General features: G+C 71.8%; 21 protein-coding genes. 2 read left to right on the forward strand and 19 right to left on the reverse strand.

What is annotated here, in order from left to right:
* Positions 1 to 4: 4 nt before the first annotated feature.
* From AC5L38_RS08460 to AC5L38_RS08485, 6 genes are all read right to left on the reverse strand, one after another.
* On the reverse strand, positions 5 to 715 hold the full coding sequence (locus AC5L38_RS08460) for a hypothetical protein (RefSeq protein WP_495242189.1): 711 nt from the start codon (positions 713 to 715) through the stop codon (positions 5 to 7).
* Between the two features lie 151 nt (positions 716 to 866).
* On the reverse strand, positions 867 to 1,949 hold the full coding sequence (locus tag AC5L38_RS08465; RefSeq protein ID WP_495242190.1) for a hypothetical protein: 1,083 nt from the start codon (positions 1,947 to 1,949) through the stop codon (positions 867 to 869).
* A gap of 143 nt (positions 1,950 to 2,092) precedes the next feature.
* Positions 2,093 to 2,989: a phytanoyl-CoA dioxygenase family protein gene (locus AC5L38_RS08470; RefSeq protein ID WP_495242191.1), complete on the reverse strand. Its 897-nt coding sequence runs from the start codon at positions 2,987 to 2,989 to the stop codon at positions 2,093 to 2,095.
* A gap of 62 nt (positions 2,990 to 3,051) precedes the next feature.
* A complete protein-coding gene (locus AC5L38_RS08475) occupies positions 3,052 to 3,945 on the reverse strand; it encodes a glycosyltransferase family 2 protein (protein WP_495242192.1) in 894 nt (297 codons plus the stop codon).
* 72 nt (positions 3,946 to 4,017) lie between these two features.
* A complete protein-coding gene (locus tag AC5L38_RS08480) occupies positions 4,018 to 5,598 on the reverse strand; it encodes a lipopolysaccharide biosynthesis protein (protein WP_495242193.1) in 1,581 nt (526 codons plus the stop codon).
* Positions 5,595 to 6,614: a hypothetical protein gene (locus tag AC5L38_RS08485; protein WP_495242194.1), complete on the reverse strand. Its 1,020-nt coding sequence runs from the start codon at positions 6,612 to 6,614 to the stop codon at positions 5,595 to 5,597. The genes AC5L38_RS08480 and AC5L38_RS08485 overlap by 4 nt, the downstream gene beginning before the upstream one ends.
* Before the next feature lie 110 nt (positions 6,615 to 6,724).
* On the opposite strand from AC5L38_RS08485, the gene AC5L38_RS08490 reads away from it, so the two are divergent.
* Positions 6,725 to 7,921, forward strand: a complete 1,197-nt coding sequence (locus AC5L38_RS08490; protein ID WP_495242195.1) for an RNA-guided endonuclease InsQ/TnpB family protein — start codon at positions 6,725 to 6,727, stop codon at positions 7,919 to 7,921.
* 40 nt (positions 7,922 to 7,961) lie between these two features.
* Here AC5L38_RS08490 and AC5L38_RS08495 read toward each other — a convergent pair whose 3' ends face one another.
* The 12 genes from AC5L38_RS08495 to AC5L38_RS08550 form a co-directional block, all read right to left on the reverse strand.
* On the reverse strand, positions 7,962 to 9,335 hold the full coding sequence (locus AC5L38_RS08495; protein ID WP_495242196.1) for a DUF4910 domain-containing protein: 1,374 nt from the start codon (positions 9,333 to 9,335) through the stop codon (positions 7,962 to 7,964).
* The gene (locus AC5L38_RS08500) at positions 9,325 to 10,365 is read right to left on the reverse strand and encodes an NAD-dependent epimerase/dehydratase family protein (RefSeq protein WP_495242197.1); all 1,041 of its coding nucleotides are present in this window, start codon (positions 10,363 to 10,365) and stop codon (positions 9,325 to 9,327) included. Before AC5L38_RS08500 ends, AC5L38_RS08495 begins: the two co-directional genes overlap by 11 nt.
* A 5-nt stretch (positions 10,366 to 10,370) precedes the next feature.
* The gene (locus AC5L38_RS08505) at positions 10,371 to 11,021 is read right to left on the reverse strand and encodes a PIG-L deacetylase family protein (RefSeq protein WP_495242198.1); all 651 of its coding nucleotides are present in this window, start codon (positions 11,019 to 11,021) and stop codon (positions 10,371 to 10,373) included.
* Entirely contained in the window at positions 11,018 to 11,917 is a 900-nt protein-coding gene (locus AC5L38_RS08510; protein WP_495242199.1) for a sugar phosphate nucleotidyltransferase, read from the reverse strand. Before AC5L38_RS08510 ends, AC5L38_RS08505 begins: the two co-directional genes overlap by 4 nt.
* Positions 11,914 to 13,155 (reverse strand): class I SAM-dependent methyltransferase, encoded by a 1,242-nt coding sequence (locus AC5L38_RS08515; RefSeq protein WP_495242200.1) that lies wholly within the window; start codon positions 13,153 to 13,155, stop codon positions 11,914 to 11,916. Before AC5L38_RS08515 ends, AC5L38_RS08510 begins: the two co-directional genes overlap by 4 nt.
* Before the next feature lie 285 nt (positions 13,156 to 13,440).
* The gene (gene rfbD / locus AC5L38_RS08520; protein WP_495242201.1) at positions 13,441 to 14,298 is read right to left on the reverse strand and encodes a dTDP-4-dehydrorhamnose reductase; all 858 of its coding nucleotides are present in this window, start codon (positions 14,296 to 14,298) and stop codon (positions 13,441 to 13,443) included.
* Entirely contained in the window at positions 14,295 to 15,347 is a 1,053-nt protein-coding gene (gene rfbB / locus AC5L38_RS08525; protein WP_495242202.1) for a dTDP-glucose 4,6-dehydratase, read from the reverse strand. Before rfbB ends, rfbD begins: the two co-directional genes overlap by 4 nt.
* Before the next feature lie 163 nt (positions 15,348 to 15,510).
* A complete protein-coding gene (locus AC5L38_RS08530; protein WP_495242203.1) occupies positions 15,511 to 16,578 on the reverse strand; it encodes a glucose-1-phosphate thymidylyltransferase in 1,068 nt (355 codons plus the stop codon).
* Complete coding sequence (locus AC5L38_RS08535; RefSeq protein ID WP_495242204.1) at positions 16,578 to 18,032, reverse strand: sugar transferase; 1,455 nt, start codon at positions 18,030 to 18,032, stop codon at positions 16,578 to 16,580. Before AC5L38_RS08535 ends, AC5L38_RS08530 begins: the two co-directional genes overlap by 1 nt.
* Positions 18,033 to 18,276: 244 nt before the next feature.
* Positions 18,277 to 18,627, reverse strand: a complete 351-nt coding sequence (locus AC5L38_RS08540; protein ID WP_495242205.1) for a hypothetical protein — start codon at positions 18,625 to 18,627, stop codon at positions 18,277 to 18,279.
* 59 nt (positions 18,628 to 18,686) lie between these two features.
* Positions 18,687 to 19,310 (reverse strand): GntR family transcriptional regulator, encoded by a 624-nt coding sequence (locus AC5L38_RS08545; protein ID WP_495242206.1) that lies wholly within the window; start codon positions 19,308 to 19,310, stop codon positions 18,687 to 18,689.
* A 10-nt stretch (positions 19,311 to 19,320) separates the two neighbouring features.
* Positions 19,321 to 20,343, reverse strand: coding sequence for a DMT family transporter (locus tag AC5L38_RS08550; RefSeq protein ID WP_495242207.1), 1,023 nt, complete (start codon positions 20,341 to 20,343; stop codon positions 19,321 to 19,323).
* Positions 20,344 to 20,558: 215 nt separating this feature from the next.
* On the opposite strand from AC5L38_RS08550, the gene AC5L38_RS08555 reads away from it, so the two are divergent.
* Complete coding sequence (locus AC5L38_RS08555) at positions 20,559 to 20,927, forward strand: barstar family protein (protein WP_495242208.1); 369 nt, start codon at positions 20,559 to 20,561, stop codon at positions 20,925 to 20,927.
* Here the strand turns inward: AC5L38_RS08555 and AC5L38_RS08560 are convergent.
* Positions 20,837 to 21,178: an SWIM zinc finger family protein gene (locus AC5L38_RS08560; RefSeq protein WP_495242209.1), complete on the reverse strand. Its 342-nt coding sequence runs from the start codon at positions 21,176 to 21,178 to the stop codon at positions 20,837 to 20,839. The genes AC5L38_RS08555 and AC5L38_RS08560 overlap by 91 nt on opposite strands.
* Between the last annotated feature and the right edge of the window lie 42 nt (positions 21,179 to 21,220).

Here is a 21,220-nt window from a genome sequence, read left to right on the forward strand (position 1 = left end):
ACCCTCACCTCCTCAGGAGGGAGGGTGCGACGGGCAGCCCGGACGCCGCCAGGGGCGTCCCGCGTCTCCGCCTCCGGGCGTCCAGGAAGCTCTCCAGGGAGAACACCGCGGCGAGACTGGCGAGCACCCCGAGGAGCAGCGCGGCGGCGGCCCCGCGCGTCTTCCCTCCGGTCTGGGGCTGCGGCTCCGTCGGCGGGACCATCTCGTCCATCGTGATGTAGGTCGCCAGGGGCGCGTCGAGCTGCCTCTGGCGACCGGCCAGCTCGGTCCTCGCGCGGTCCCTGACCCGCGTCACGATGTCCCGCGCCCCCTCCGGCGACATGCTCGTCCCCTCGATGTACACGAACGGCCCGCCGTCCAGCGCCTCCGGATTGGTGCTGCCGTTGGTGGCCGTGAAGGTGGTGTCGCCCTCGGGCCGCACGCCGAGCGACTCCGCCGTCTCCGGCGCGCTGATCACCTGGATGAGGATCGAGGCGGACATGCTCAGGCCCCAGTCGAAGTTCAGCAGGGGGTTGGTCAGCCCGTTGGGACGCTCGGGGTCGCTCGGCAGGCTTCCCCCGGTGGGCGGGATGGTCAGCACGAGCACCGCGTTCGAGACGTAGAGCGTGGGGATCGACGCGTAGACACCCAGCGCGGCGCCGATGGACAGCAGGAACGCCGGCAGGGCGACATACCAGCGCCGTAACACGATGAGTACGGTCCCCCAGAAGTCCACGCGTTTCCTCTCGTCTGCTGTCGCGGTCGCCTGCTTGCCGTCGTTGTTGTCGGTGTCGGTGTCGGTGTCGGTGTCGCCGTCGTTGTCGTTGTCGTCTTGTGGTCGCTGTCCGCTTGTCGCCGCCTGTGTGTCGCCGCCTGTGTGTCGCCGTCTACGTGTCGCCGTCTGTCTGTCGTCCTCGTCCGGGTGTCGCCGAGGGCGCCGGGGACATCGCCTCCGCCGGATACACCGTGACCGGCGGCTCGGGGGCGTCCTTGCCGTCACGGCCGCCACGACCGCCACGACCGCCACGACCGCCACGGCCGCCACGTCCTCCCCTGCCTCCGCGGCTCCTGCCGCCCCCGGCGTCCCCGGCGCCCTTGCCGCCGTCGTCGCCGTCGTCGGCTGTGGGCTCCCCGCCCTCCCCGCCGCTCCCGTCCTCCCGGTCCGCTCCCGCAAGGTCACCGGGACGCGCCTCGTCGGACCGGTCGGACGGGGCCGGGAGCGGGGCCGGGGCCGAGGGGGCGTCCGTGAGCGGGCGGGGCCCACCGGGCCGCCCGCCATCGGCCCTCCTCCGCCGGAACACCCTCCGGCGCTCCACGGCGTACACCGTGCCGAGGCCGAGCAGGACGACCGCGAACGCCGCCCCGCCCGCGGCCTGCCACGTACCGCTCCGGTCCATCGCGGGATAGGCGGGCGGCACCACCTCGACGAACCCGATGAAGGTGGAGCGGGGCGCGCCGAGCACCTCCTGCCTGCGGACCAGCTCGGTCCTGAGCCGGAACTGGGTCCTGGCCATGACGGTACGGGTGACCTCGGCGGAGTCGCTCTCCACCTCCACGTACACGAACGGGCCGTTCATGAGGATGCCCAGCATGTTGGGGTTGGTGCGCCCGTCGTTGATCGTGACCGTGACGGGACCGTCCTTCACGATGCCCAGTTCCGTCGCGACCGCCTCGGTGTTCATGGACAGGATGAGGATGCCGGCCGTGGTCCTGAGGCCGTCGCTGAACTGCAGCAGCGGGTTGGTCCGCCCCGGCGGCTTGGCCGGGTCCGTCGTCCCTCCGGCGGGGGGCGTGGTCAGCACCATGGAGGCGCTCGACACGTAGCGCGGGGGCACCAGGGAGAAGACGACCACGGCGGCGAGGATCGCCAGGCCGGCCAGCGGAAACCCGACCCGCTTCCTTCTGGCGAGGTCGAGGATGGTCTTCCAGAACTCCACTACGTCGTCCCCGCTCTCCCGGGCGCGCCGCACGCCCAGGACACGATGCGTATTGGTCGCGGCACACGGACTCCTTGTCACTACGTCACTGCGGACGTCACTACGGGTGCCACCACGGCCGTCACCATGGACGTCGCGGCGTCACCGCGGTGTGGCGGCGGCCGGGTTCCCGCCGCTCACCCGACCCTGGTCAGGGCCTCCGCCTCGTACTCCAGCGCCAGCTCCTCCGGCATCGGGTCGAGGTCCGAGGAGCGGACGAAGTCGCGCAGGGTGGTGCCGGTGCACTCCGCGTCCACGTTGCGGGCGCCGCGACGGGCGCGTACGTCGTCGATGTGCACCGTGCGGAAGTCGATGCTGAAGCGGGTCCTGCCCGAGGTGTTGGGCACCGTGGAGTGCAGCTGGGCGCCGGAGAACACCATGACGCCCCCCGGTTCCGGCACCACCCGCACCTGCGGGTCGAGCACGACGGCCTCCTCGGGACGGGGCTGGTCCCTGGTGTCGCCGCGCACGTGCTGGGCCGCGGTGAGGCGGCTGGTCCTGTTCCACTCCGCGTAGTCGTAGCGGGCGCTGCCGTTGCGCACCGGGCTGCCGAAATACTGGGGATGGAAGGCCATCACGTTCTCCGGGACCACCTCGTAGACGGGGATCCACCAGTTGAGCTGGTTGAACGGGGCCGAGTACCAGCAGTCGCGATGGGGGTGGAAGGCGTAGGAGATGCCGGAGGTGAGGTAGTCGTGGGAGGTGGAGGTACGCAGCCGGGGCACGTCGAAGTAGGTGCGGTCCAGGTCGCAGCCCAGCTCCCTCAGCACCGCGGGCAGCAGCTCCTTGCACCGCGGGTGATGGATGAACCGGGGCTTGAGCCCGGCGAGCAGGCCGGCGAACTCCTCGACCGGCATGTCGAACTGGGCGGTCTCCGGGTCGCGCTCGCCGAACGCCTCGGCGATCAGCTCCCTGGCGAAGGCCGCCAGCAGGGCGGAGGCGGGCGTCGCCGAGTAGACGAAGACCTGCCCTTGGTAGAGCTGCTCCCTGCGCGTGTCGTCGTCCACCACGCTGTTGGAGAAGACGGTGGTCACGGGGTTCTCCTTTCTGGAATCACTGGTCTGGTCTGAGATCACCGGGACGGAGGGGACGTCTCTCACCGCCCGCCCGGGACGAGCCCCGAGGCGAGCAGCGCGAGCCTGCGGCCCCGGCGGGCCGCGGTGAGCCGGTGGCGGCGCGCGTACATGCCGAGGACGGCCGTACGGGCACGGTGGCGCTGGTCGGCGGTGAGGTCGGCCTCCCTCAGCCAGCGGAACAGTTCCGCGCACTGCAGGAGGGTGGAGCAGCGGGCCCGCCAGGGGGGCACGTCGAGGCGGCGGGCGATCGCCGGCAGGGTGTCGTGCTTCCAGTTGCGGTGGGCGAGGACCTCGGGGACGTGCCCCCACGGTCCGGCCAGCGCGAGCTTCGCCGCGAACACCTCGTCCTCGCGCAGCATGTTGCGCCGGGGGATCGCCGCCAGCGGGTCGCGCCGCAGCGTGCCGTACAGCGGGTCGACGAGCAGGTGGCTCTCGTTGAGCAGCCGCAGCATCTCGGCGAACCGCTCGACCGGGTCGTCCGAGGCCAGCCCGGAGCCGTCGAGCGGGGCGGTGGTGACGGTACCGTCGGGGCCGGTGTAGGCGACCTGCGTGGTGACCAGGACGAGCCGGTCGTCCTCCGCGAACGCCCGGAGGGACCGGGAGACGCACGCGGGCTCCAGCCGGTCGTCGTCGCCGACCCAGCGGAAGAACGTGCCCGCGACCAGCTCGGTCGTACGGACGAAGTTGTCGAACAGGCCGACGTTCTCCGGGTGCCTGCGGTAGACGATCCGGTGGTCGGTCGCGGCCAGGTCGCGGCAGATCTCCTCGGTGCCGTCCGTGGACGCGTTGTCGGAGATCACCAGCTGGAGGCGCTCGTGGTCCTGGCCGAGCACCGAACGGATCGCGCCCTCGATCCGCCCCGCCCCGTTGCGTACGGGAAGCACGATGGACACCAGGGTGTCGGAGTCATCCATCCGGTCTCTCCTCTCGTAACTCTCGTCGATCTCGTGGGTCTCGTAGGTTTTGCGGGTTTCGCGGAGCCGTGGTCAGCGGGCGGGGACCGCCCGCGCGCCGAGCCGTTTGAGTCGTTTGAGCCGCGCCGCGGGCACGACGACCAGGAGGTACGCGAGCAGTCCCCCGCCACCGGCCACGCAGAGCTGGACGAGCGCGGAACCGGCGGTCATCTCACCCGCCACCCCGCCCGCCACCCCGCTCACCGGCCCGCTCGTCAGACCGGCGAGCGTCACCGTGACGGCCGCCGCGACCGCGGCGCCCAGCAGCGGGCGTACGAGGGCGGGCAGGACGGGTGCCAGGCGCACCCCCGCGCGGCTCAGCGCCAGGGCCGCCATCGGCAGGGCGACCAGGACACCGGCCAGCGCGTGCCCGGCCGCCGCGCCCCGGATGCCGTACCAGTGCGTGCCCGCCCACAACGCGGGCACCAGCACCACGGCCCAGCCGAGGTTCATCCACACGGTGGCCCTGGTGGCGCCCGCCGAGGTGAGGATGTCGAAGGCGAGGGAGGTGAGCATCCGCACGACCATCAGGACCGCCAGCAGCGCCAGCACCCCGGCCGCCGGAGCCCACTTCTCGCCGTACAGGAACGCCACGATCGCCGGGGCCAGCGTGGCCGTCACCACGGCGACCGGCAGGACGAACGCGACCAGCAACGGCACCGAGCGCTGCACCCCCAGCGACAGCGCCTGGGGCCGCTGCTCGGCCAGCCGCGAGAAGCTGGGCACGGTGACGTACCGCAGGGCGGTGCCGATCACGCTGGGCACCCAGCTGGAGACGTTGAACGCCAGCAGGTAGAAGCCGAGGGCGACGGGGCCGAGCACGGCGCCGACGATGACGTAGTCGGCGTTCATCAGCACCGCCTCGATGCCCAGCCCCAGGGCCAGCGGCGCCCCGAACCGCAGGAGCCTGACCGCCACCTCCCGGTCGAAGCCGAGGCGGAACGGCAGCCCGGCCCAGGCGAACACCAGCGCGCCGGTGACCGTGTTGGCCGCCACCTGCCCGACGGCGAAGCTGTAGGCGCCCGCGCCGTTCGCGGCGAGGGTGACGGCCACCCCGGCGTTGACCAGCGAGCCCGCGATGTTGGCCTTGGTCAGCCTGTCGTGCCCGAACCCGCGCATCAGCGAGCCGGCCCGCACGGCGGTGATCCCGTCGATGAGGATGACCGCGGTGAGCAGCCGGACCACCGGGGTGGCCTCCGCGCTGCCGGCCAGCTCCGCGAAGTACGGGGCCACCACCCAGAAGATCCCGTACATCCCGGTGCTGAACGCCACCGCCATGACCGTCGCCGTCGGCGCCATGTCCTCGACCCGGCCCCGCCACTGCACGGTGGCGGCGATGATGCCGACGTCGTTGACGTGCATGACGAAGGTGGTCGCGGCGAGCGCGATGGCGTAGAGGCCGAAGTCCTCCGGCACGAGCAGCCTGGCGAGCACCAGTCCCATGACGAAGGTGGTCGCCTTCGTGCCCAGGTTGCCCAGGAGGCTCCAGCGCAGCCCGCGACCGGCCTTCCTGCCGATCGTCCCGACCTGCTCACCGGCCGAGGCTCCACCGGCTGTGTCGGCCCCACCGGCCCCGCCGGTCTCGCCGCCTGTCCCGTCGGACGACCCGCTCAACTGGACTCCTCGACGCGTTCGAGCCAGATCTCCCGCCAGAACGGCACGAACTCGCGCGGGCAGCTGACGTTGTACGCGCCCGCGCAGACGACGCCCTCCAGGACGATGCAGGGGTTCTTCATCCGCAGCATCCGGCCGGTCTTCTCGTCCAGGCACCTCTCGACGCGGGCGCTCACCCGCGCGACGTGGCCGCAGTAGCGCGACATCTCCTCCTCGAACCCCATGCCGCGGTTGAGCAGGCCGTCGTTGAGCGTCTTGAGGATCTCCTCCTTGGACTTGACCCTGACGAGCTCTCCCGGCCTCAGGTCCAGGGTGAGCGTCGGGGTGGTGGGCCCGGCCTCGCCCCTGACGAACCCCCAGCGCATCCCGCCCCTGATCCACAGCCGCCTGGGCAGGACGCGCTTGCTCGCCTGCTGGAAGCGGTTGAACAGCCCGACGAGGAACGAGCGCAGCATCCAGGTCACGCCCACGTTCCCGGTGCGCACGTCGGCGACGTACTGCCCGACGTCCTTGAGCGGCAGGCAGGTGGGCGCGGCGCGCAGCAGCTCGGTCGCCTGGCAGGAGAAGCGCTCCTCCCCGTCGGGGCCGGGCTCCTTCCTGGTGGCGGCCTGCAGGATCGGCAGCAGCGGCCGGCCCGCCGCGAGACCGGCGAGCATGGCGGGAGGAGCGGGGGAGTCCGGGTCCACCCGCTTGAGCCAGGACTCCTTCCAGTAGAACTGGCAGGCCGTCTGGCAGCCGCCGTGCGCCTGCCCGTCGCAGCGGGCCCCGGTCAGGTGGACGGCACGCTCCATCCGCCGCATGCCGCTGCCGCTGATCGTGTCGCAGAGCTTGTGCGCCACCTTGTGCACCGTGAGCCGCCGCCCGCAGAAGGCCAGCATCTCCGGCATGAAGGGCAGCTCGTCCAGCTCCCCCCGCCCGTCCAGCGTGGCCATGATCTCGGCCTCGCTGAGCACCTCCACCGTCTCGCCGACCCGGAGGCCGAGCGCCTCGCCCACCCGGGAACGGGAACCCGTCACCGAATACCTCCAGCGTGGATGCCCCGTCCTGCGGGGCGGGGAGGAAACGCGGAACGATCGGTCACTTTGGTCTCCGGGTTTTGTCGGTGGGCTTCGGTAGGTTGATCGGCATGTCCCGCTTCCGGCTTCAGCCTTCGCCTGCCCAAGAGGCGGCACTGCTGGAGCACTGCGGCCACGCCCGGTTCGTGTGGAACCTCGCCGTCGAGCAGCACGCCCACTGGCGTCTCGGCATCAAGTCCGCGCCCGGGTTCGCTGAACAGTGCCGCCAGCTCACCGAGGCTCGCGCGGAGTTCGAGTGGCTGCGTAGCGGGTCGATCATCGTTCAGCAGCAAGCCCTCAAGGATTTCACCCAGGCGATGGCGAACTTCTTCGGCAAAACCCACCGCCGTCCGACGTGGCGTAAACGCGGGCAGGGCGAGGGGTTCCGGATCGTCGCGGTCAAACCCGGTGACGTGCGCCGCGTGTCGCGCCGCGTCGGCGAGGTGAGGGTCCCCAAGGTGGGGTGGGTGCGGTTTCGCTGGTCGCGGTCCGTCCCCGACAGTGTGAAGTCCTACCGGGTCACCCGGGACCGGGCGGGTCGTTGGCATGTGGCGTTCGCCGCGATCCCCGAACCCGTTCCGGCACCGGGCACTGGTGAAGTCGTTGGCGTGGACCGGGGCGTGAGCGTGTCGGCGGCGCTGTCCACGGGTGAGCTGCTGAACGCCCCCGCCCTGCGAGACACCGAGCGGAAGCGGCTGCTCAGGTTGCAGAGGAAGCTCGCGAAGGCTAAGCGCGGGTCGAACCGGCGGGGCAAGGTCAAGGCTGCGATCGCCCGGCTGAAGGCCCGAGAGAGCGACAGCCGTAAGGACTGGATTGAGAAGACCAGCACCGATCTGGCGCGCCGGTTCGACGTCATCGCGGTTGAGGACCTGAAGATCAGCAACATGACCCGGTCCGCCAAGGGCACCTTCGAAGCGCCTGGGAAGAACGTCCGCCAGAAAGCGGGCCTGAACCGGGGCATCCTCGCTAACGGGTGGGGTCAGCTTGTGGCCCGGCTGGAGCACAAAGCCCCGGCCCGCGTCCAGAAGATCAACCCGCGTTACACGTCGCAGACCTGCAACGCCTGCGAGCACCTCGCCAGGGAGAGCCGCGAGAGCCAAGCTCTCTTCCTGTGCGTGGCTTGCGGGCATCAGGCCAACGCAGACGTCAACGCGGCGAAGAACGTTCGTGATACCGCCGCAGGGCATGCGGTGGCTGCGCGGGGAGGCTTCGGGGTGCCGGAGCCGGCGAACCGTGAACCTCAACACGACCTCCTCCTCGTGAGGTAGTTGCTGTTGGAATCCCCCGTCTTCAGGCGGGTGGAGGATGTCAAAGCGAACACTCCTTGAGAAGTCCCGAACCGCGAAGGGCCCGTGCCGCCTCCGCCACGGCACCGAAGGGAAGATCGGACCGTTCCGCGATGTCCAGGAGGCTGTGCCTCCCGTCGGAGAGGTTCAGCACCCACAACATCGCCATCTGGGCCTCCTTCGTGTCGCTGCGCCCGCCCAGCGACCCGTACAGGCCCCGCCTGCCCAGCTGCGGTTCCCCGTACGGGCTGAGGTTCAGGTAGGCGCGGTTGTCCTCCAGCACCCGGGTGACCTCCCAGCAGGTCTCCAGGGTGTCGGCCATCGCCTCGTCGGAGACGAAGCCCGGGTCGTCGGCGGAGGTGTGGTACTCCGGATAGCCCGCGTACGGGGTCCTGGTGAGCGAGCCGACGGGCAGGTCGAAGCCGGGCGAGCAGAACTGCCGCTCGTCGTAGCCGTACGGGGAGAAGTCCACGACCGTGTGAGCGCGCCCCGAACTCCGCAGGACGTGCCGCACGGCCCTGTCGATCTCGGCGTCGCCCCGCCTGCTGCGCTTGTACGTCAGCGGGCCGCGGTCTCCCGCGCAGGCCAGCACCAGGCCGTGTTTGATCCGCCCGGCACGCTCCCGGTTGCGCGCCAGCCAGGTGATCGCGCCGATGGTGCCCGGCGCGAACAGGAAGCGGTAGGTGTACCACGGGTCGGCCCCGGCCAGCCGCCGCGCGAGCCGGACCGCCACCGCGACGCCCGCCAGGTTGTCGTTGGCCAGCGAGGGATGGCACACGTGGCAGGAGACGAGCACCTCCTCGGCGACCCTGCCGGGCACCACGTGCTCGCCGTAGGTCAGGTGCCCGTCGGCGAGCGTGGAGTCGATCATGACCTCGTACGGCCCGTCCCCGAGCCCCTCCAGGGTGTCGTGGGCCAGGCAGAAGCCCCAGGTCTCCGCGTAGTAGCTCGTGCGGTACGGGATCAGGGCGGGCTGCTCGGGAAGCGTGTGCAGGTGCCCGCGCAGCTCGTCCAGGGTCATGGTGGCCGACACCGGGACGCTGTAGCCGACCACGTGCAGGTTCGACGCGGCGAAGTCGACGACCCTGTCCCCCGAGGCGTCCTTGACGTAGGCGTCGCGGATGTTCCACTCCCTGGGCACCGTCCAGTCGAGGACCTGGGTCCCCGTCGGCACCTCGCGGACCTGCAGGCGGAGGGACTCACCGATGATCTCCAGGGTGCGGCGCACGCCGTCGCCGGTGATGCTCCTGCAGAGCGGGTAGAGCCGCTCCACGAGGTCCCGCATCTCGCGCCCCTCGCCGCTCACCGCTCCCGGCGTCGCGTCCCCGCTCGCCGCACCCGGCGCCCCCGATGCCCCGCCGCCCGTGTCACCGGCGCCGCCGCTGTCACCCGTCACCGTTCACCACCCCGCGTGGCCGCAGCGCCCCGTCGACGGTCCCGGCGTCGCGACGGGCCGACAGCCACGCCAGCCTGGTGAAGTGCCGCTGGAAGCCGTCCTCGGTCAGGCCGAACCGCCCGTAGGCCTCGGCCAGCTCGACCGCGCCCGCCTTGACCGTCCACAGCGCCCGGTAGCCGGGGAGCGCGTCCCTGATCCGGGAGAAGTCGACCCGGTAGGAGCGCGGGTCGGCCCCGGTCTCGCCGGTGATCACGACCCGGGAGCCGGGCACCGCCTCGGCGACCTCGGCGGCGATCTCCGCCACCGTCACGTTGTTCTCCTCGGTGCCGACGTTGAACGCCCTGGCGTGGATCGCATCGCGCGGGGCGGCCAGCGCCATGGCGAAGGCGTTCGCGATGTCGGTGGCGTGCACCAGCGGGCGCCACGGGGTGCCGTCGGACAGCACCCTGACCTCCCCGGACAGGAGCGCGTGCCCGACGAGGTTGTTCAGCACGATGTCCGCGCGCAGCCTGGGCGAGAACCCGAACGCGGTGGCGTTGCGCAGGAACACCGGGCTGAAGTCGCCGTCGGCCAGCTTGACGAGGTCGTTCTCCACCCGGACCTTGGAGTCGGCGTACGGGGTGACCGGGCGCAGCGGGGCGTCCTCGTCGACCAGGTCCGAGCCGGAGGCGCCGTAGACGGAGCAGGTGGAGGCGTACAGGAACCGGCGCACGCCCGCGTCCCTGGCCAGCCGGGCCAGCCGCACCGCGGCGCGGTGGTTGATGTCGTAGGTCAGCTCGGGCGCCAGCGCGCCCAGCGGGTCGTTGGACAGCGCGGCGAGGTGCACCACCGCGTCCACCCCCGCCAGGAGCCCGGGGGTGACGTCCCGCAGGTCGACGGCGTATCCGGGCGGGTCGTCGGGCACGGGGCCCAGCACGCGTCCGGCGAAGAGCCCGGAGTCGAGCCCGGTCACCTCGTGGCCCGCGGCGGCGAGCACCGGGGCCATCACACTCCCCAGATAGCCCTGGTGCCCGGTAAGCAGCACGCGCATCCGGTTCAGCCTCCAGCCAGATCGAAGGTCAGCTTGTTGACGTGGAACCCCTCGGCGTAGCGGGCGTGGCACTCGATCCCGCGGATGCGGGCCAGCCCCAGGAACGCCTCGCGGTCGTACCAGGAGCGGTGGCGCTGGGAGGGGTAGTGGCGGTGCAGCAGCCTCACCTTCGCCTCGGCCACCTCGGGTGTGAGCGGCTGGTAGGCCGAGGGCCGCCCGAGGTCGCCGTCCCACTTGGCGATCTCGTAGCCGAGCACCTGGTGGTCGCGGAAGGCCGTGGGCACCAGCCGGGCCAGGCCCCGGTGGTCCTGGTGGGCGTCGGCGGGGTTCGGCGCGAACAGCAGGTCCGGGTCGGTGCGCGCCCGCAACTCCTCGACCGCGTCCTTGGCCTCCTCCCAGTGCGCGGGCAGCCGCCCGTCGGGCAGCTTGAGCACGGTGAGCCGCAGGTCGGCGCCGGGACAGAAGGCGGCCAGCGCCGCGCGCTCCTCGTCCTCCCGCTCGGTCCCGCCGCCGGAGAGCACCAGGGCGTCCACCTGGACGCCGGGGCGCGCGGAGCACAGGGTGAGCAGGCTGCCGCCCGCCCCGATGGCGAGGTCGTCGCAGTGCGCGGCGAGCAGCGCGATCCGGCCCGTCCTGGCCGGCCGGAACCGGATCATGTGACCGTCACCGCCGAGGGCCCTCCCCCGAGCGCCGCCGCGGGCTCGTACCCGGGCGCCTGTACGAGCACCTGACCGGGCGCCTGGCCGAGCACCGGCGCGTGTCCGGGGACAGGCGCGTGCTCGCGTTCCCACAGCGCCCAGGGACGGTCGCCGCGCGAGTAGGCCTCGTCGAGGGCCACCCGCTCCTTGACCGTGTCGGTCGGCCGCCAGTAGCCCCGGTGCGGGTAGGCGAGCAGCCTGCCGCGCTTGGCCAGCTCGGCGCAGCCGTCCGCGACCAGGTCGCCGCCCACCGGGATGTGGTCGAAGATCTCCTGGCGGAGCACGAAGTATCCGCCGTTGACCCAGAGCGGCATCTCGCTGACCGGCGTGATCCCGCCGACCGTGCCGCGCTCCCCCAGCTCGATGCAGTGGAAGGTGTCGGAGGGCGGCACCACCATCATGGACGCGCCCGCGCCCGACCGGGCGAAGCGCTCCACGATCTCCGGCAGCGGCGCGTCGGTGAGCACGTCGGCGTAGTTGGCCAGGAACATCTCCTCGCCGTCCAGGTGGTCGCGGACCCGGCGCAGCCGCTCGCCGATCGGCGACGCGATCCCGGTCTGCACGAACGAGATCGACCAGTCGGAGATGTCGGTGGACAGCAGCTCGATCCTGCCTCCGCGCAGCACGAAGTCGTTGGACGTCGTCTCCTGGTAGTTCAGGAAGAAGTCCTTGATGTGGTGCGCGCCGTATCCCAGGCAGAGGATGAACTCGGTGTGCCCGAAGTGCGCGTAGTAGCGCATCACATGCCAGATGAGCGGCCGGGGCCCCACGAGCTGCATGGGCTTGGGCGCGTCGCCGGGGGTGCCGGTGCGCATCCTGGTGCCGTATCCGCCGCAGAAGAGGACGACCTTCACGGGTTCACCTCGACGATCTCCAGGTTGGGGATGGGGAAGACCAGCCGGCCTCCCCAGGCGTGCACGAAGGACAGCTGGCCGACGAGTTCCTCGCGGAGGTTCCACGGCAGGACCAGCACGTAGTCGGGCCGCTCCTCGGCGAGCCGCTCGGGCGGCAGGATCGGCACGCGCGTGCCGGGGGTGAACCGGCCGTGCTTGTACGGGTTGCGGTCGACGGTGAAGCGGAGCAGGTCGGGCCGGATGCCGCAGTGGTTGAGCAGGGTGTTGCCCTTGCCCGGCGCCCCGTAGCCCGCGACGGTCCTGCCCTCGCGGGCGGCGTCGAGCAGGAAGCCCAGCAGGTCGCGCCGCACCCGCGCCACCCGCTCGCCGAACTCGGCGTACCCGGACAGCTCGTGCAGGCCGGCGGCCTTCTCCCTGGCGAGCAGCGCGGCCACCCGCTCGCTCGGCTCGCGTTCCCTCACGGCCTCCAGCGGCCTGGCCCACAGGCGGATCGAGCCCCCGTGCGTGGGCAGCGACTCGACGTCCACGAGCGCGAGCCCGCCGGTGGCCAGGGCGCGCTGGGCGGAGGCGACCGTGTAGTACTGGAAGTGCTCGTGGTAGATCGTGTCGTACTGGTTACGCTCCATCAGGGTGAGCAGGTGCTGGACCTCGACGGAGACCCAGCCGTCGTCTGCCACCAGGGCGCGCAGCCCCCGGGTGAACCCGACGACGTCCGGGATGTGGGCGTAGACGTTGTTGGCCACCACCAGGTCGGCGGGCCCGTGCTCCACGCGCACCGAGGCGCCGGTCTCCGGGCCGAGGAACGCGGTGAAGGTCGTCACCCCGGCGTCCCTGGCCGCCCGGCCGACGTTCTCCGACGGCTCGATGCCCAGGCACCGGATGCCCCGCTCGACGACGTGCCGCAGCAGGTACCCGTCGTTGCTGGCCACCTCGACCACGAACGACTCCGCCCCCAGCCCGAGCCGGTCGACCGCCCCGTCCACGAACTCCCGCGCGTGCTCCACCCACGAGGTGGAGTACGAGGAGAAGTAGGCGTACTCGGTGAAGGTCTCCTCAGGCGTGATCATCGGCGGGATCTGCGCCAGCCAGCAGCAGGTGCAGACCCGCAGGTGCAGCGGGTAGGTGACCTCGGGCTCCTCCAGCTGCCGCTCGGTGAGGAACCGCTCGCAGGGCGGTGTCGCCCCGAGGTCGACGACGCTGGCGAGGCTCGTCGAGCCGCACAGCCTGCAGGTTGTCATGAATGCGCTCCCTCGCCGCGTGACGCGCTCCGACGCTTCTCCGACCGGACCGTCCCCGTGACCTGGCACCGGGCCGTCTCCGTGACCTGACACCGGGCCCTTCCCGTGACCTGGCACCGGGCCTCTCTCGTGACCCGCCACCCGGGCCCGCCGGGCCTGCCACCGGTGGTACGGAGTGCCCCCTCCGCACCCCGCACCACCGGCGGCCGCCCACGCGCCGGGCCTCTCCCCGGGTCCGTCCCCCGGCCCGCGTCGCCACCTCGGCGCGGACCGGGCCCGTCACCCCTAGCCCGCCGCGAGCACATGGGACTCCCTCAGCGCCTCTCTCCAGTGCCGCATCGGCGGCAGCCCGGCCGCGCGCCAGCCGTCGTGTCCCAGCACGCTGTACGCGGGCCGGGGCGCGGGGCGCGGGAAGTCCTTGGAGGAGACCTCGGTCACCCGGCCGGGGTCGGCGCCGAGCAGCGTGAAGACCTCCCTGGCCAGGCCGTACCAGCTCGTGTGGCCCGAGTTGGTGGCGTGGTAGACGCCGGGCGGCGCCTCGTTCCGGACCAGGTCGACGATCCTGGCCGCCAGGTCCCCGGCCCAGGTGGGCTGGCCGAACTGGTCGCCGACGACGTCGGGAGCCATCCCGCCCCCCTCCAGGCGGGCCATCGTGCGGACGAAGTTGTGGCCGGTCGCGGCGTACAGCCAGGCGGTGCGCACCACGTAGCCGCCGCGCGGCAGCACCTCCAGCACGGCGCGTTCACCGGCGAGCTTGGTCCTGCCGTACGCGTTGGCCGGGCAGGGCCGCGCGTCCTCGGGGTAGGGGTCCAGCGCGGTGCCGTCGAAGACGTAGTCGCTGGAGGGCTGGACCAGCCGCGCGCCCGCGTGGCCGCACGCCTCGGCGAGCGCGCGCACCCCGGTGCCGTTGACCGCGAGCGCCTCGTCCTCCCGCGTCTCCGCCTCGTCGACGGCGTTCCACGCGGCGCAGTTCACCACGACGTCGGGTTTGAGGGCCGTGACCAGGCGGTGCGCGGCGGCGGTGTCGCGAAGGTCCAGCTCCCGTCTGCCGAACGCGAGGACGGGCTGCCCCTCGGCGCCCAGGCGGGCCGTCAGCTCGGTACCGAGCATGCCGGAGGCACCGACGATCATCCAGCGGGTCATCCGGTCTCCCCTTCCCGCCGTCCACCCACCGAGCCGGGTGAACCGGGTGCACCGGGTGAAACCCCCAGGCCGGGCGGGCTCGCGCCGCCCCACGGCGGGCCGTCGTCCGCCTCCTCCACGGCCGCCTCCCACCAGCCGGGGTTGTCCTCGTACCAGCGGACCGTCTCCGCCAGGCCCCGCTCGAACGGCACGGACGGCCGGTAGCCGAGCGCACGGAGCCGGGAGTCGTCCAGGGAGTACCGGCGGTCGTGTCCCTTGCGGTCGGGGACGCGCTCGACCATGTCCCATCCGGCGCCGCAGGCCTCGAGGAGGCGGGCGGTGAGCTCGACGTTGCTCAGCTCCGCCGTACCGCCGATGTGGTAGACCTCGCCGCACCCGCCGCGCTCGGCGACGAGGCGGATGCCCGCGCAGTGGTCGTCGACGTGCACCCAGTCGCGGACGTTGCCGCCGTCGCCATAGAGCGGGACCCTGCGCCCCCGCAGGAGGCGGGTGACGAAGCGCGGGATCAGCTTCTCCGGGTGCTGGCGGGGACCGTAGTTGTTGCCGCAGCGCGTGATGGAGACCGGCAGCCCGTGGGTGACCGCGTACGCCTGGGCGACCATGTCGCCGCTCGCCTTGGCCGCGGAGTAGGGCGAGCGCGGGCTGAGCGGCGCGCTCTCGTCCCAGGACCCCCGCTCGATCGACCCGTACACCTCGTCGGTCGAGACCTGCACCACCCGCGGGGTGCCCGCGTCCAGGCAGGCCTGCATCAGCGCCTGCGTGCCGAGGACGTTGGTCCGTACGAAGTCGGCGGCACCGTCGATCGACCGGTCGACGTGGGACTCGGCGGCGAAGTTGACGACGAGGTCGTGCCCGGGGACCAGGCCCGCCAGGAGCTCGCCGTCGCAGATGTCGCCGTGCACGAAGTCGTGGGGCGTCCCCTCCAGGTTGGCGGGGTTTCCCGCGTAGGTGAGCTTGTCGAGGACCGTCACGGCGGCCCCGCTCGCGGCGACCGTGCGGGCGAAGTGGGAACCGATGAAACCAGAACCACCGGTGACCAGGACTTTCATCGAATACCTCCAGCGTGGAGACTCCGGGGTTCGGGCTCGGGAGAAACGTCGGGAGAGGTCGGGAGAGAACGTGGGGAAACCTTGGGGGAGGGCTTGAGGGAGACCTCGGGGGAGGCCTGTCCGCGCGGACGGGGACCCTCCGGCTCCGGCCGCGGGATGGGTGTCAAGAACTGATCTGGACCTTGCTGTGATCGCCCAGCACGAGACGGTGGGCTCTGGGGGTGGTGGGGGCGGGGGTGACCTCGACGTCGTGGCCGATGAGGGACGCCTCGATCCGCGAGACCCCGGCGATCGAGGACCTGGGCAGGACGATCGAGTACTCGATCTCGCTGCCGTCGACCGCGCAGCCCGCCGCGATCGAGGTGAAGGGGCCGATGTAGCTGTCGCGGATCCGGGCCCCGGAACCGATGATCGCCGGCCCGACGACACGGGACCGCTCGATCTCGGCGCCCGGCTCGACGACCACCCGGCCGATCAGCTGGCTGGCGTCGTCGACCAGGCCGTCCACCCGGGGCTCCAGGGACTCCAGCACCAGCCGGTTGACCTCCAGCATGTCGGTGACGTTCCCGGTGTCCTTCCAGTAGCCGGAGATGACGGAGGACTCGACCCTCCGCCCGTCGGAGATCAGCCAGTGGAGGGCGTCGGTGATCTCCAGCTCTCCCCGCCACGAGGGCTTGAGCTCGGCCACCGCCTCGTGGATCGCGGCGGTGAACAGGTAGACGCCGACCAGGGCGAGGTCGCTCTTGGGGACGGGCGGCTTCTCCTCCAGCCCGACCACCCGGCCGGTGGCGTCGAGCTCGGCGACCCCGAACTGCCGGGGGTCTCCGACCCTGGTGAGCATGATGTGGGCGGCGGGCCGCTCGCGGGCGAAGCGTTCGACGACGTCGTCGATGCCGCCGACGATGAAGTTGTCGCCGAGGTACATGACGAAGTCGTCGTCACCGAGGTAGTCGCGGGCGACGAGCACCGCGTGGGCCAGGCCCAGCGGCGCCCGCTGGCGGATGTAGGTGGCCTCCAGGCCGAACGCGCGGCCGTCGCCGACGGCCGCCTCGATCTCGGCGTGCGTGTCGCCCACGACGATCCCGATCTCGCGGACGCCCGCGGCGGCGATGGCCTCCAGGCCGTAGAAGAGGACGGGCTTGTTGGCGACGGGTACGAGTTGCTTGGCGGAGGTGTGGGTGATCGGCCGCAGCCGGGTGCCCGATCCTCCGGCGAGCACGAGTGCTTTCACTAGTAGGCCCCTTCTCCGCCGGTCACGGCGCTCCAGGTCTTCCAGAGGATCTGCAGGTCCAGGAAGAGCGACCAGTTCTCGACGTAGCGGAGGTCCAGGCGGACCGACTCCTCCCAGGTCAGGTCCGAGCGCCCGCTGACCTGCCACAGGCCGGTCATGCCGGGTTTCACGACCAGGCGGCGGCGCACGTCCGCGCCGTACTGCCTGACCTCGTCGGGCAGCGGCGGGCGCGGGCCGACGAGGGACATCTCTCCGCGCAGCACGTTGAGCAGCTGGGGCAGCTCGTCGAGGGAGTATCGGCGCAGGAAGACGCCCACGCGGGTGATCCTTGGATCGTTCCTAATCTTGAACAGGACGCCGTCGAACTCGTTCTCCCGCTCCAGGTCGATCTTGAGCTGCTCGGCGTCGACCACCATCGTGCGAAATTTCACGACGCGGAACTCCATGCCTCCCTTACCTACCCTGACCTGGCGGAAGAGGGCCGGCCCCGGGCTCGTCGCGCGGATCAGCGCGGCGATCACCAGCATCGGCACCCCCAGCGCCAGGAGGGCCAGGCCCGCCCCCGTCCGGTCGAACAGGCTCTTCGCCAGCCGCCGGGCGCCGCGGAAGTCGGGGTGCTCGACGTGCAGGAGCGGCATGCCGGCGACCGGGCTGATGCTGATGCGCGGACCCGCCACGTCCATGAGGGCGGGCGCCACGAACAGGTCGGTGCGGGCGTCCTCCAGCCCCCAGGCGAGCCTGCGCAGCGCCGCGCCGTCCAGTTCCGGGCAGGCCAGAACGGCGACGGCGTCGGCGTTGACCTCGGCCACCACCGTGGGGACGTCGGAGAAGTTGCCGAGGACCGGAACCCCGTCGACCTCCACCAGGTCGGGCCCCGCGGGCAGGCACGCCGCGACGACGGTCATGCCGTGATGCGGCTGCCTGCGCAGCTGCATCACCAGGTCGAGCACCGACTCCCGGTGGCCGACGGCGACCATGTGGCGCATGTAGTCGCCGCGCGAACGCCTGCGGTGCAGCCGCTTGCGCATCCGGTAGCGGAAGAAGAGGGTGAGGGCGAAAGCGAGCGGGAACATCGCCATGACAAAGCTGCGGGCGATCGGAGTTTGCGTGATGTACGCGCCGATCGCGACCGCCGCCGTCAGGCCGGCAGCGCCATTGAAAACCGCTCGGAATTCATCCGTTCCCTCCCCGTGCGTGCGCTTGCGATAGGCGCCCCCCGACGCCAGGGCCAGCGGCCAGATCAGGGCGAGGCCCAGCCCGAGCAGTGCCTCGGTCTCCGGGATAAAGGCGCCGAACCACAAACGGACGCCCAGAACGGCCTCACAGGCGACCACGGAACACGCGATGTCTCCGGCAAGCAGAATACGGACATAAGAGCGCGTCCAAATGCTTGGGGCAGTGCGTGCTGGACCTTTGAGAAGCCCGACGACGAGCTCCTCGGTCTCCACTCTCATACCACCTCACCCCACCCAAGATGCCCGGGCGCGACCGGATAAGGTGCCGCGCATCTCATTTAATGGTTGACAGTATTCCCTTATGCATCAGGAGCGTGGATACCCATGGAAATCCTAGTGATCACCAATGAGTAGGGGAATACCGGCCACTGTCCACTATTGGCCGAACTACGGCAGAGATGGCATCTTGACGGAACGATCCAAACGTGTAACTTTGACCGCCGTATTTGGAAATAATTGGAAATTAGTCGTATTCAAAATCCGGCAGAGCCGAAGGCGGTTCGGGGCTGCGCCATACGACGACGTAATCGTCGCGCGCGGACTCCACCGCCGCGCCGAGCCTGTCGAGGTCGAAATCCGGGAGATACCGGAGACGGGCGAGGAAGGTCGAGTCGGTCGCCGAGTCGGGCACGACACACCCCTGACCCGCCCGATCGAGAAGTATGTACAGAATGTCCGAGTCCGTGTCGCCCACTACCCGCACCTCGACGACGTCCTCCCACGCGAGGGCGTCGACGCTGCCGTCCGCGTAGTGACGGGTCACGCCTTCTTCGGTGACATATACGTAGGAGTCCGGCACTGAGTTGCCGTGCATGGGCGCGATTGTGACGACTTCAGGGCTCCGGGTGCAATAGAGCCATGCAAGTCGAGTCCCTAATGATCGCCCCAGCTGTGGTCGAGGTGCGCGGCGACCGCCTCCCTGGCGGCCTCCCCGGGACCCCGGCCGAGCGCGTCGAGCAGGTCCCGGTGCTCGGCGACCAGCACGTGCCGGTCGGGGTAAACCGCGCGCAGCCTGACCAGGCCGAGCCTGGTCTCGGCCGCCAGCATGCCGTAGAGCCGCTCCAGGCGGGGGCTGCCGACCGCGACGACCAGCGCCTGGTGCAGGGCCATGTGCTCGGCCACCGCCTCCGACCAGGGGGCGTCGGCGGGCAGCGCGGCCATCCGCGCCAGCGCCGCGTCGGCCTCCGCGACCCGCCGCCCGGCCAGCGAGGCGGCCATCAGGTCCTCCAGCGGGCGCCGGACGAACATCAGGTCGTCCAGGTCGTCCGCGGTCACCTCGGCCACCTGGGCGCTGCGGTGCCGCTCGCGCCTGAGCAGCCCCTCGTGCACGAGCACGGCGAGCGCCTCGCGGACGGTCGGGCGGGCCACCCCGTACAGGGCCGAGAGCTCCTGCTCCGGCAGCGTGGTGCCCGGCGGGATCTCGCCGGACAGCACCCGCCGGCGCAGGGCGTCGGCGAGCGCGCCGACGGCGGAGACGGGATGGAGCGGGAGGGTCACGCCGACGACCCTATTGCCCTCCGGTCCCGGCTTCCGGAACGGACGCGCTCAGGCAGGTCCGGTCCCGGCTTCCCGGACGGACGCGCTCGGGCAGGGAGACCGCGACCAGGCTGGCGCCGAGCAGGACGAGCCCGGCGACCGAGGCGGGCGCGAGCCGCTCGCCGAGCACGACGACGCCGAGCAGGGCCGCCACCGCGGGCTCGGCCAGGGCGAGGGTGGCCGCGGTCGCGACCGGGGTCGTGCGCAGCCCCCTGCCGTACAGGAAATAGGCCAGCGCGGTGGTGGCGCAGCCCAGGTAGAGGGCGGTGAGCAGGCCGCGCGGCTCGGCCAGCCAGCCGGTGCCCGTCCACAGCAGGACGGGTGCCATCACGACGGCGGCCCCGCCGAACATCAGTCCCATCACCCCGTCGGAGGGCGCTCCCGCGCCGATCGCCCGCGCCGCGGTGACCGCGTAGGACGCGTACAGCAGGCCGCCGAGCAGCGCGAGCAGGACACCGTCGGCCCGCACCTCGCCTCCCCCGCCGGTGAGCACGGCGCAGCCGGCGATCGCCACCGCGGTCGCCCCCGCCCAGCGGAGGCCGGGCCACGCGCGGTCGAGCAGCCAGGACAGCAGGCCGGTGAAGACGGGACCGCTGCCGATGGCGACCACGGTGCCGACGGCCACCCCGGTCCTGCCGACCGCGGCGAAGTAGCACAGCTGGTACGCGGCCACGGCCACCGCCGCCGCCACGAGCGGGCCCGGCCGCGCCCGGCCCCCGCCCTCCCGACGCCGGGGAGAGCCCGGGGCCTCTTCGGGAGAGCCCGCGAGGGCGCCTCCAGGAGAACTCGCGAGGGCGCCTCCAGGAGAGCCCGCGAGAGCACCTCCGGGGAAGAGCAGGAGCCGCGCCGCGGGGGCGGTGGCGACCGCGAGGACCAGGCCGCCGATCACCAGGCGGGCGGCGGCCAGGGAGACGGCGTCCACCCCGGTGACGAGCAGGCCCGCGGTTCCCGCGGTCCCCCAGAGCACGGCGGCTCCGATCACGGCGATTCTCATGGGCCGATTGTAGGCAGATTGTATGACAACTAGACAATGCAATAACGAGCGTCCTGCGTCGGGCAGCGTTTTCGCGGGTGGGCGCGCGGGTAGTTCGGCGAGGTGAGATGTCCGCGAGGCAGCACGAACCAGCAGCTCAGAGGGCACGACCGGGCACCGGCTCCGGGCGTCGTCCGCCACAGGGACCACACGGGCGCACCCGGCCGGGGGCGAGGATGACCACGGTCTCCAAGGGAACGTTCCGCCACGGGGCGGCCGGCGAGGTCGACTCCATGCTCGGATCCGCCACGCCCCACCCGCTGGACGGCGCGAAGATCACCACCTCCGCCGAGGCGATGGACGCGATCATCGAGGCTCTCGACCTGCCCGACCATTTCGGGCACAACCTCGACGCGCTCTATGACGTGCTCACCGACCTGTCGTGGTTGCCGCCGGGCGAGCACCTGCTGATCTGGTCGCAGCCGTCGACGCTCCGGGCCGGGGACCGCCCGGCCTACGACGCGATCCGGACCGTGCTCTCCGAGGCGGTCGCCGACGGCGCGGCGGGAGAGTCCTTCCTGTCCGTCCTGATCCTCACCGACTGAGCCGTCGCCACGCAGTGGGCGCAGAAGGCGCCGTTCCTGCCCGCGGGACAGCTGCAGTGCCAGCGGAGGACCCCGTCGACGAGCCGGAACTCGACGCACGCGGCGCCGTCGTCGACCTCGGCGGTCACCCGCGGCGGGCCGAACCGGACCAGCTGCACCGCACCCGCCCCGGCCAGCTCGCCACCACGCGCCAGCGCCGCCTGGTCGGCGCGCTCGGCCTCGGCTTCGATCAGGTCCGCGATCTTCTGCATCGTTGACCCCTCTCCTCTCCAAGAGAGACGTACGCGAGGAGT

The organism is Streptosporangium nanhuense (assembly GCF_059358815.1).

Bases quoted from the DNA above. Each gene is read 5' to 3' on its own strand.
- AC5L38_RS08490 (WP_495242195.1), top strand. From the start codon at position 6,725: ATGTCCCGCTTCCGGCTTCAGCCTTCGCCTGCCCAAGAGGCGGCACTG.
- AC5L38_RS08550 (WP_495242207.1), bottom strand. From the start codon at position 20,343: ATGAGAATCGCCGTGATCGGAGCCGCCGTGCTCTGGGGGACCGCGGGA.
- AC5L38_RS08505 (WP_495242198.1), bottom strand. From the start codon at position 11,021: ATGATCCGGTTCCGGCCGGCCAGGACGGGCCGGATCGCGCTGCTCGCC.
- rfbD (WP_495242201.1), bottom strand. From the start codon at position 14,298: ATGACCCGCTGGATGATCGTCGGTGCCTCCGGCATGCTCGGTACCGAG.
- AC5L38_RS08500 (WP_495242197.1), bottom strand. From the start codon at position 10,365: ATGCGCGTGCTGCTTACCGGGCACCAGGGCTATCTGGGGAGTGTGATG.
- AC5L38_RS08535 (WP_495242204.1), bottom strand. From the start codon at position 18,032: ATGAGAGTGGAGACCGAGGAGCTCGTCGTCGGGCTTCTCAAAGGTCCA.
- AC5L38_RS08515 (WP_495242200.1), bottom strand. From the start codon at position 13,155: ATGACAACCTGCAGGCTGTGCGGCTCGACGAGCCTCGCCAGCGTCGTC.
- AC5L38_RS08475 (WP_495242192.1), bottom strand. From the start codon at position 3,945: ATGGATGACTCCGACACCCTGGTGTCCATCGTGCTTCCCGTACGCAAC.
- AC5L38_RS08555 (WP_495242208.1), top strand. From the start codon at position 20,559: ATGACCACGGTCTCCAAGGGAACGTTCCGCCACGGGGCGGCCGGCGAG.
- AC5L38_RS08540 (WP_495242205.1), bottom strand. From the start codon at position 18,627: ATGCACGGCAACTCAGTGCCGGACTCCTACGTATATGTCACCGAAGAA.
- rfbB (WP_495242202.1), bottom strand. From the start codon at position 15,347: ATGAAAGTCCTGGTCACCGGTGGTTCTGGTTTCATCGGTTCCCACTTC.
- AC5L38_RS08560 (WP_495242209.1), bottom strand. From the start codon at position 21,178: ATGCAGAAGATCGCGGACCTGATCGAAGCCGAGGCCGAGCGCGCCGAC.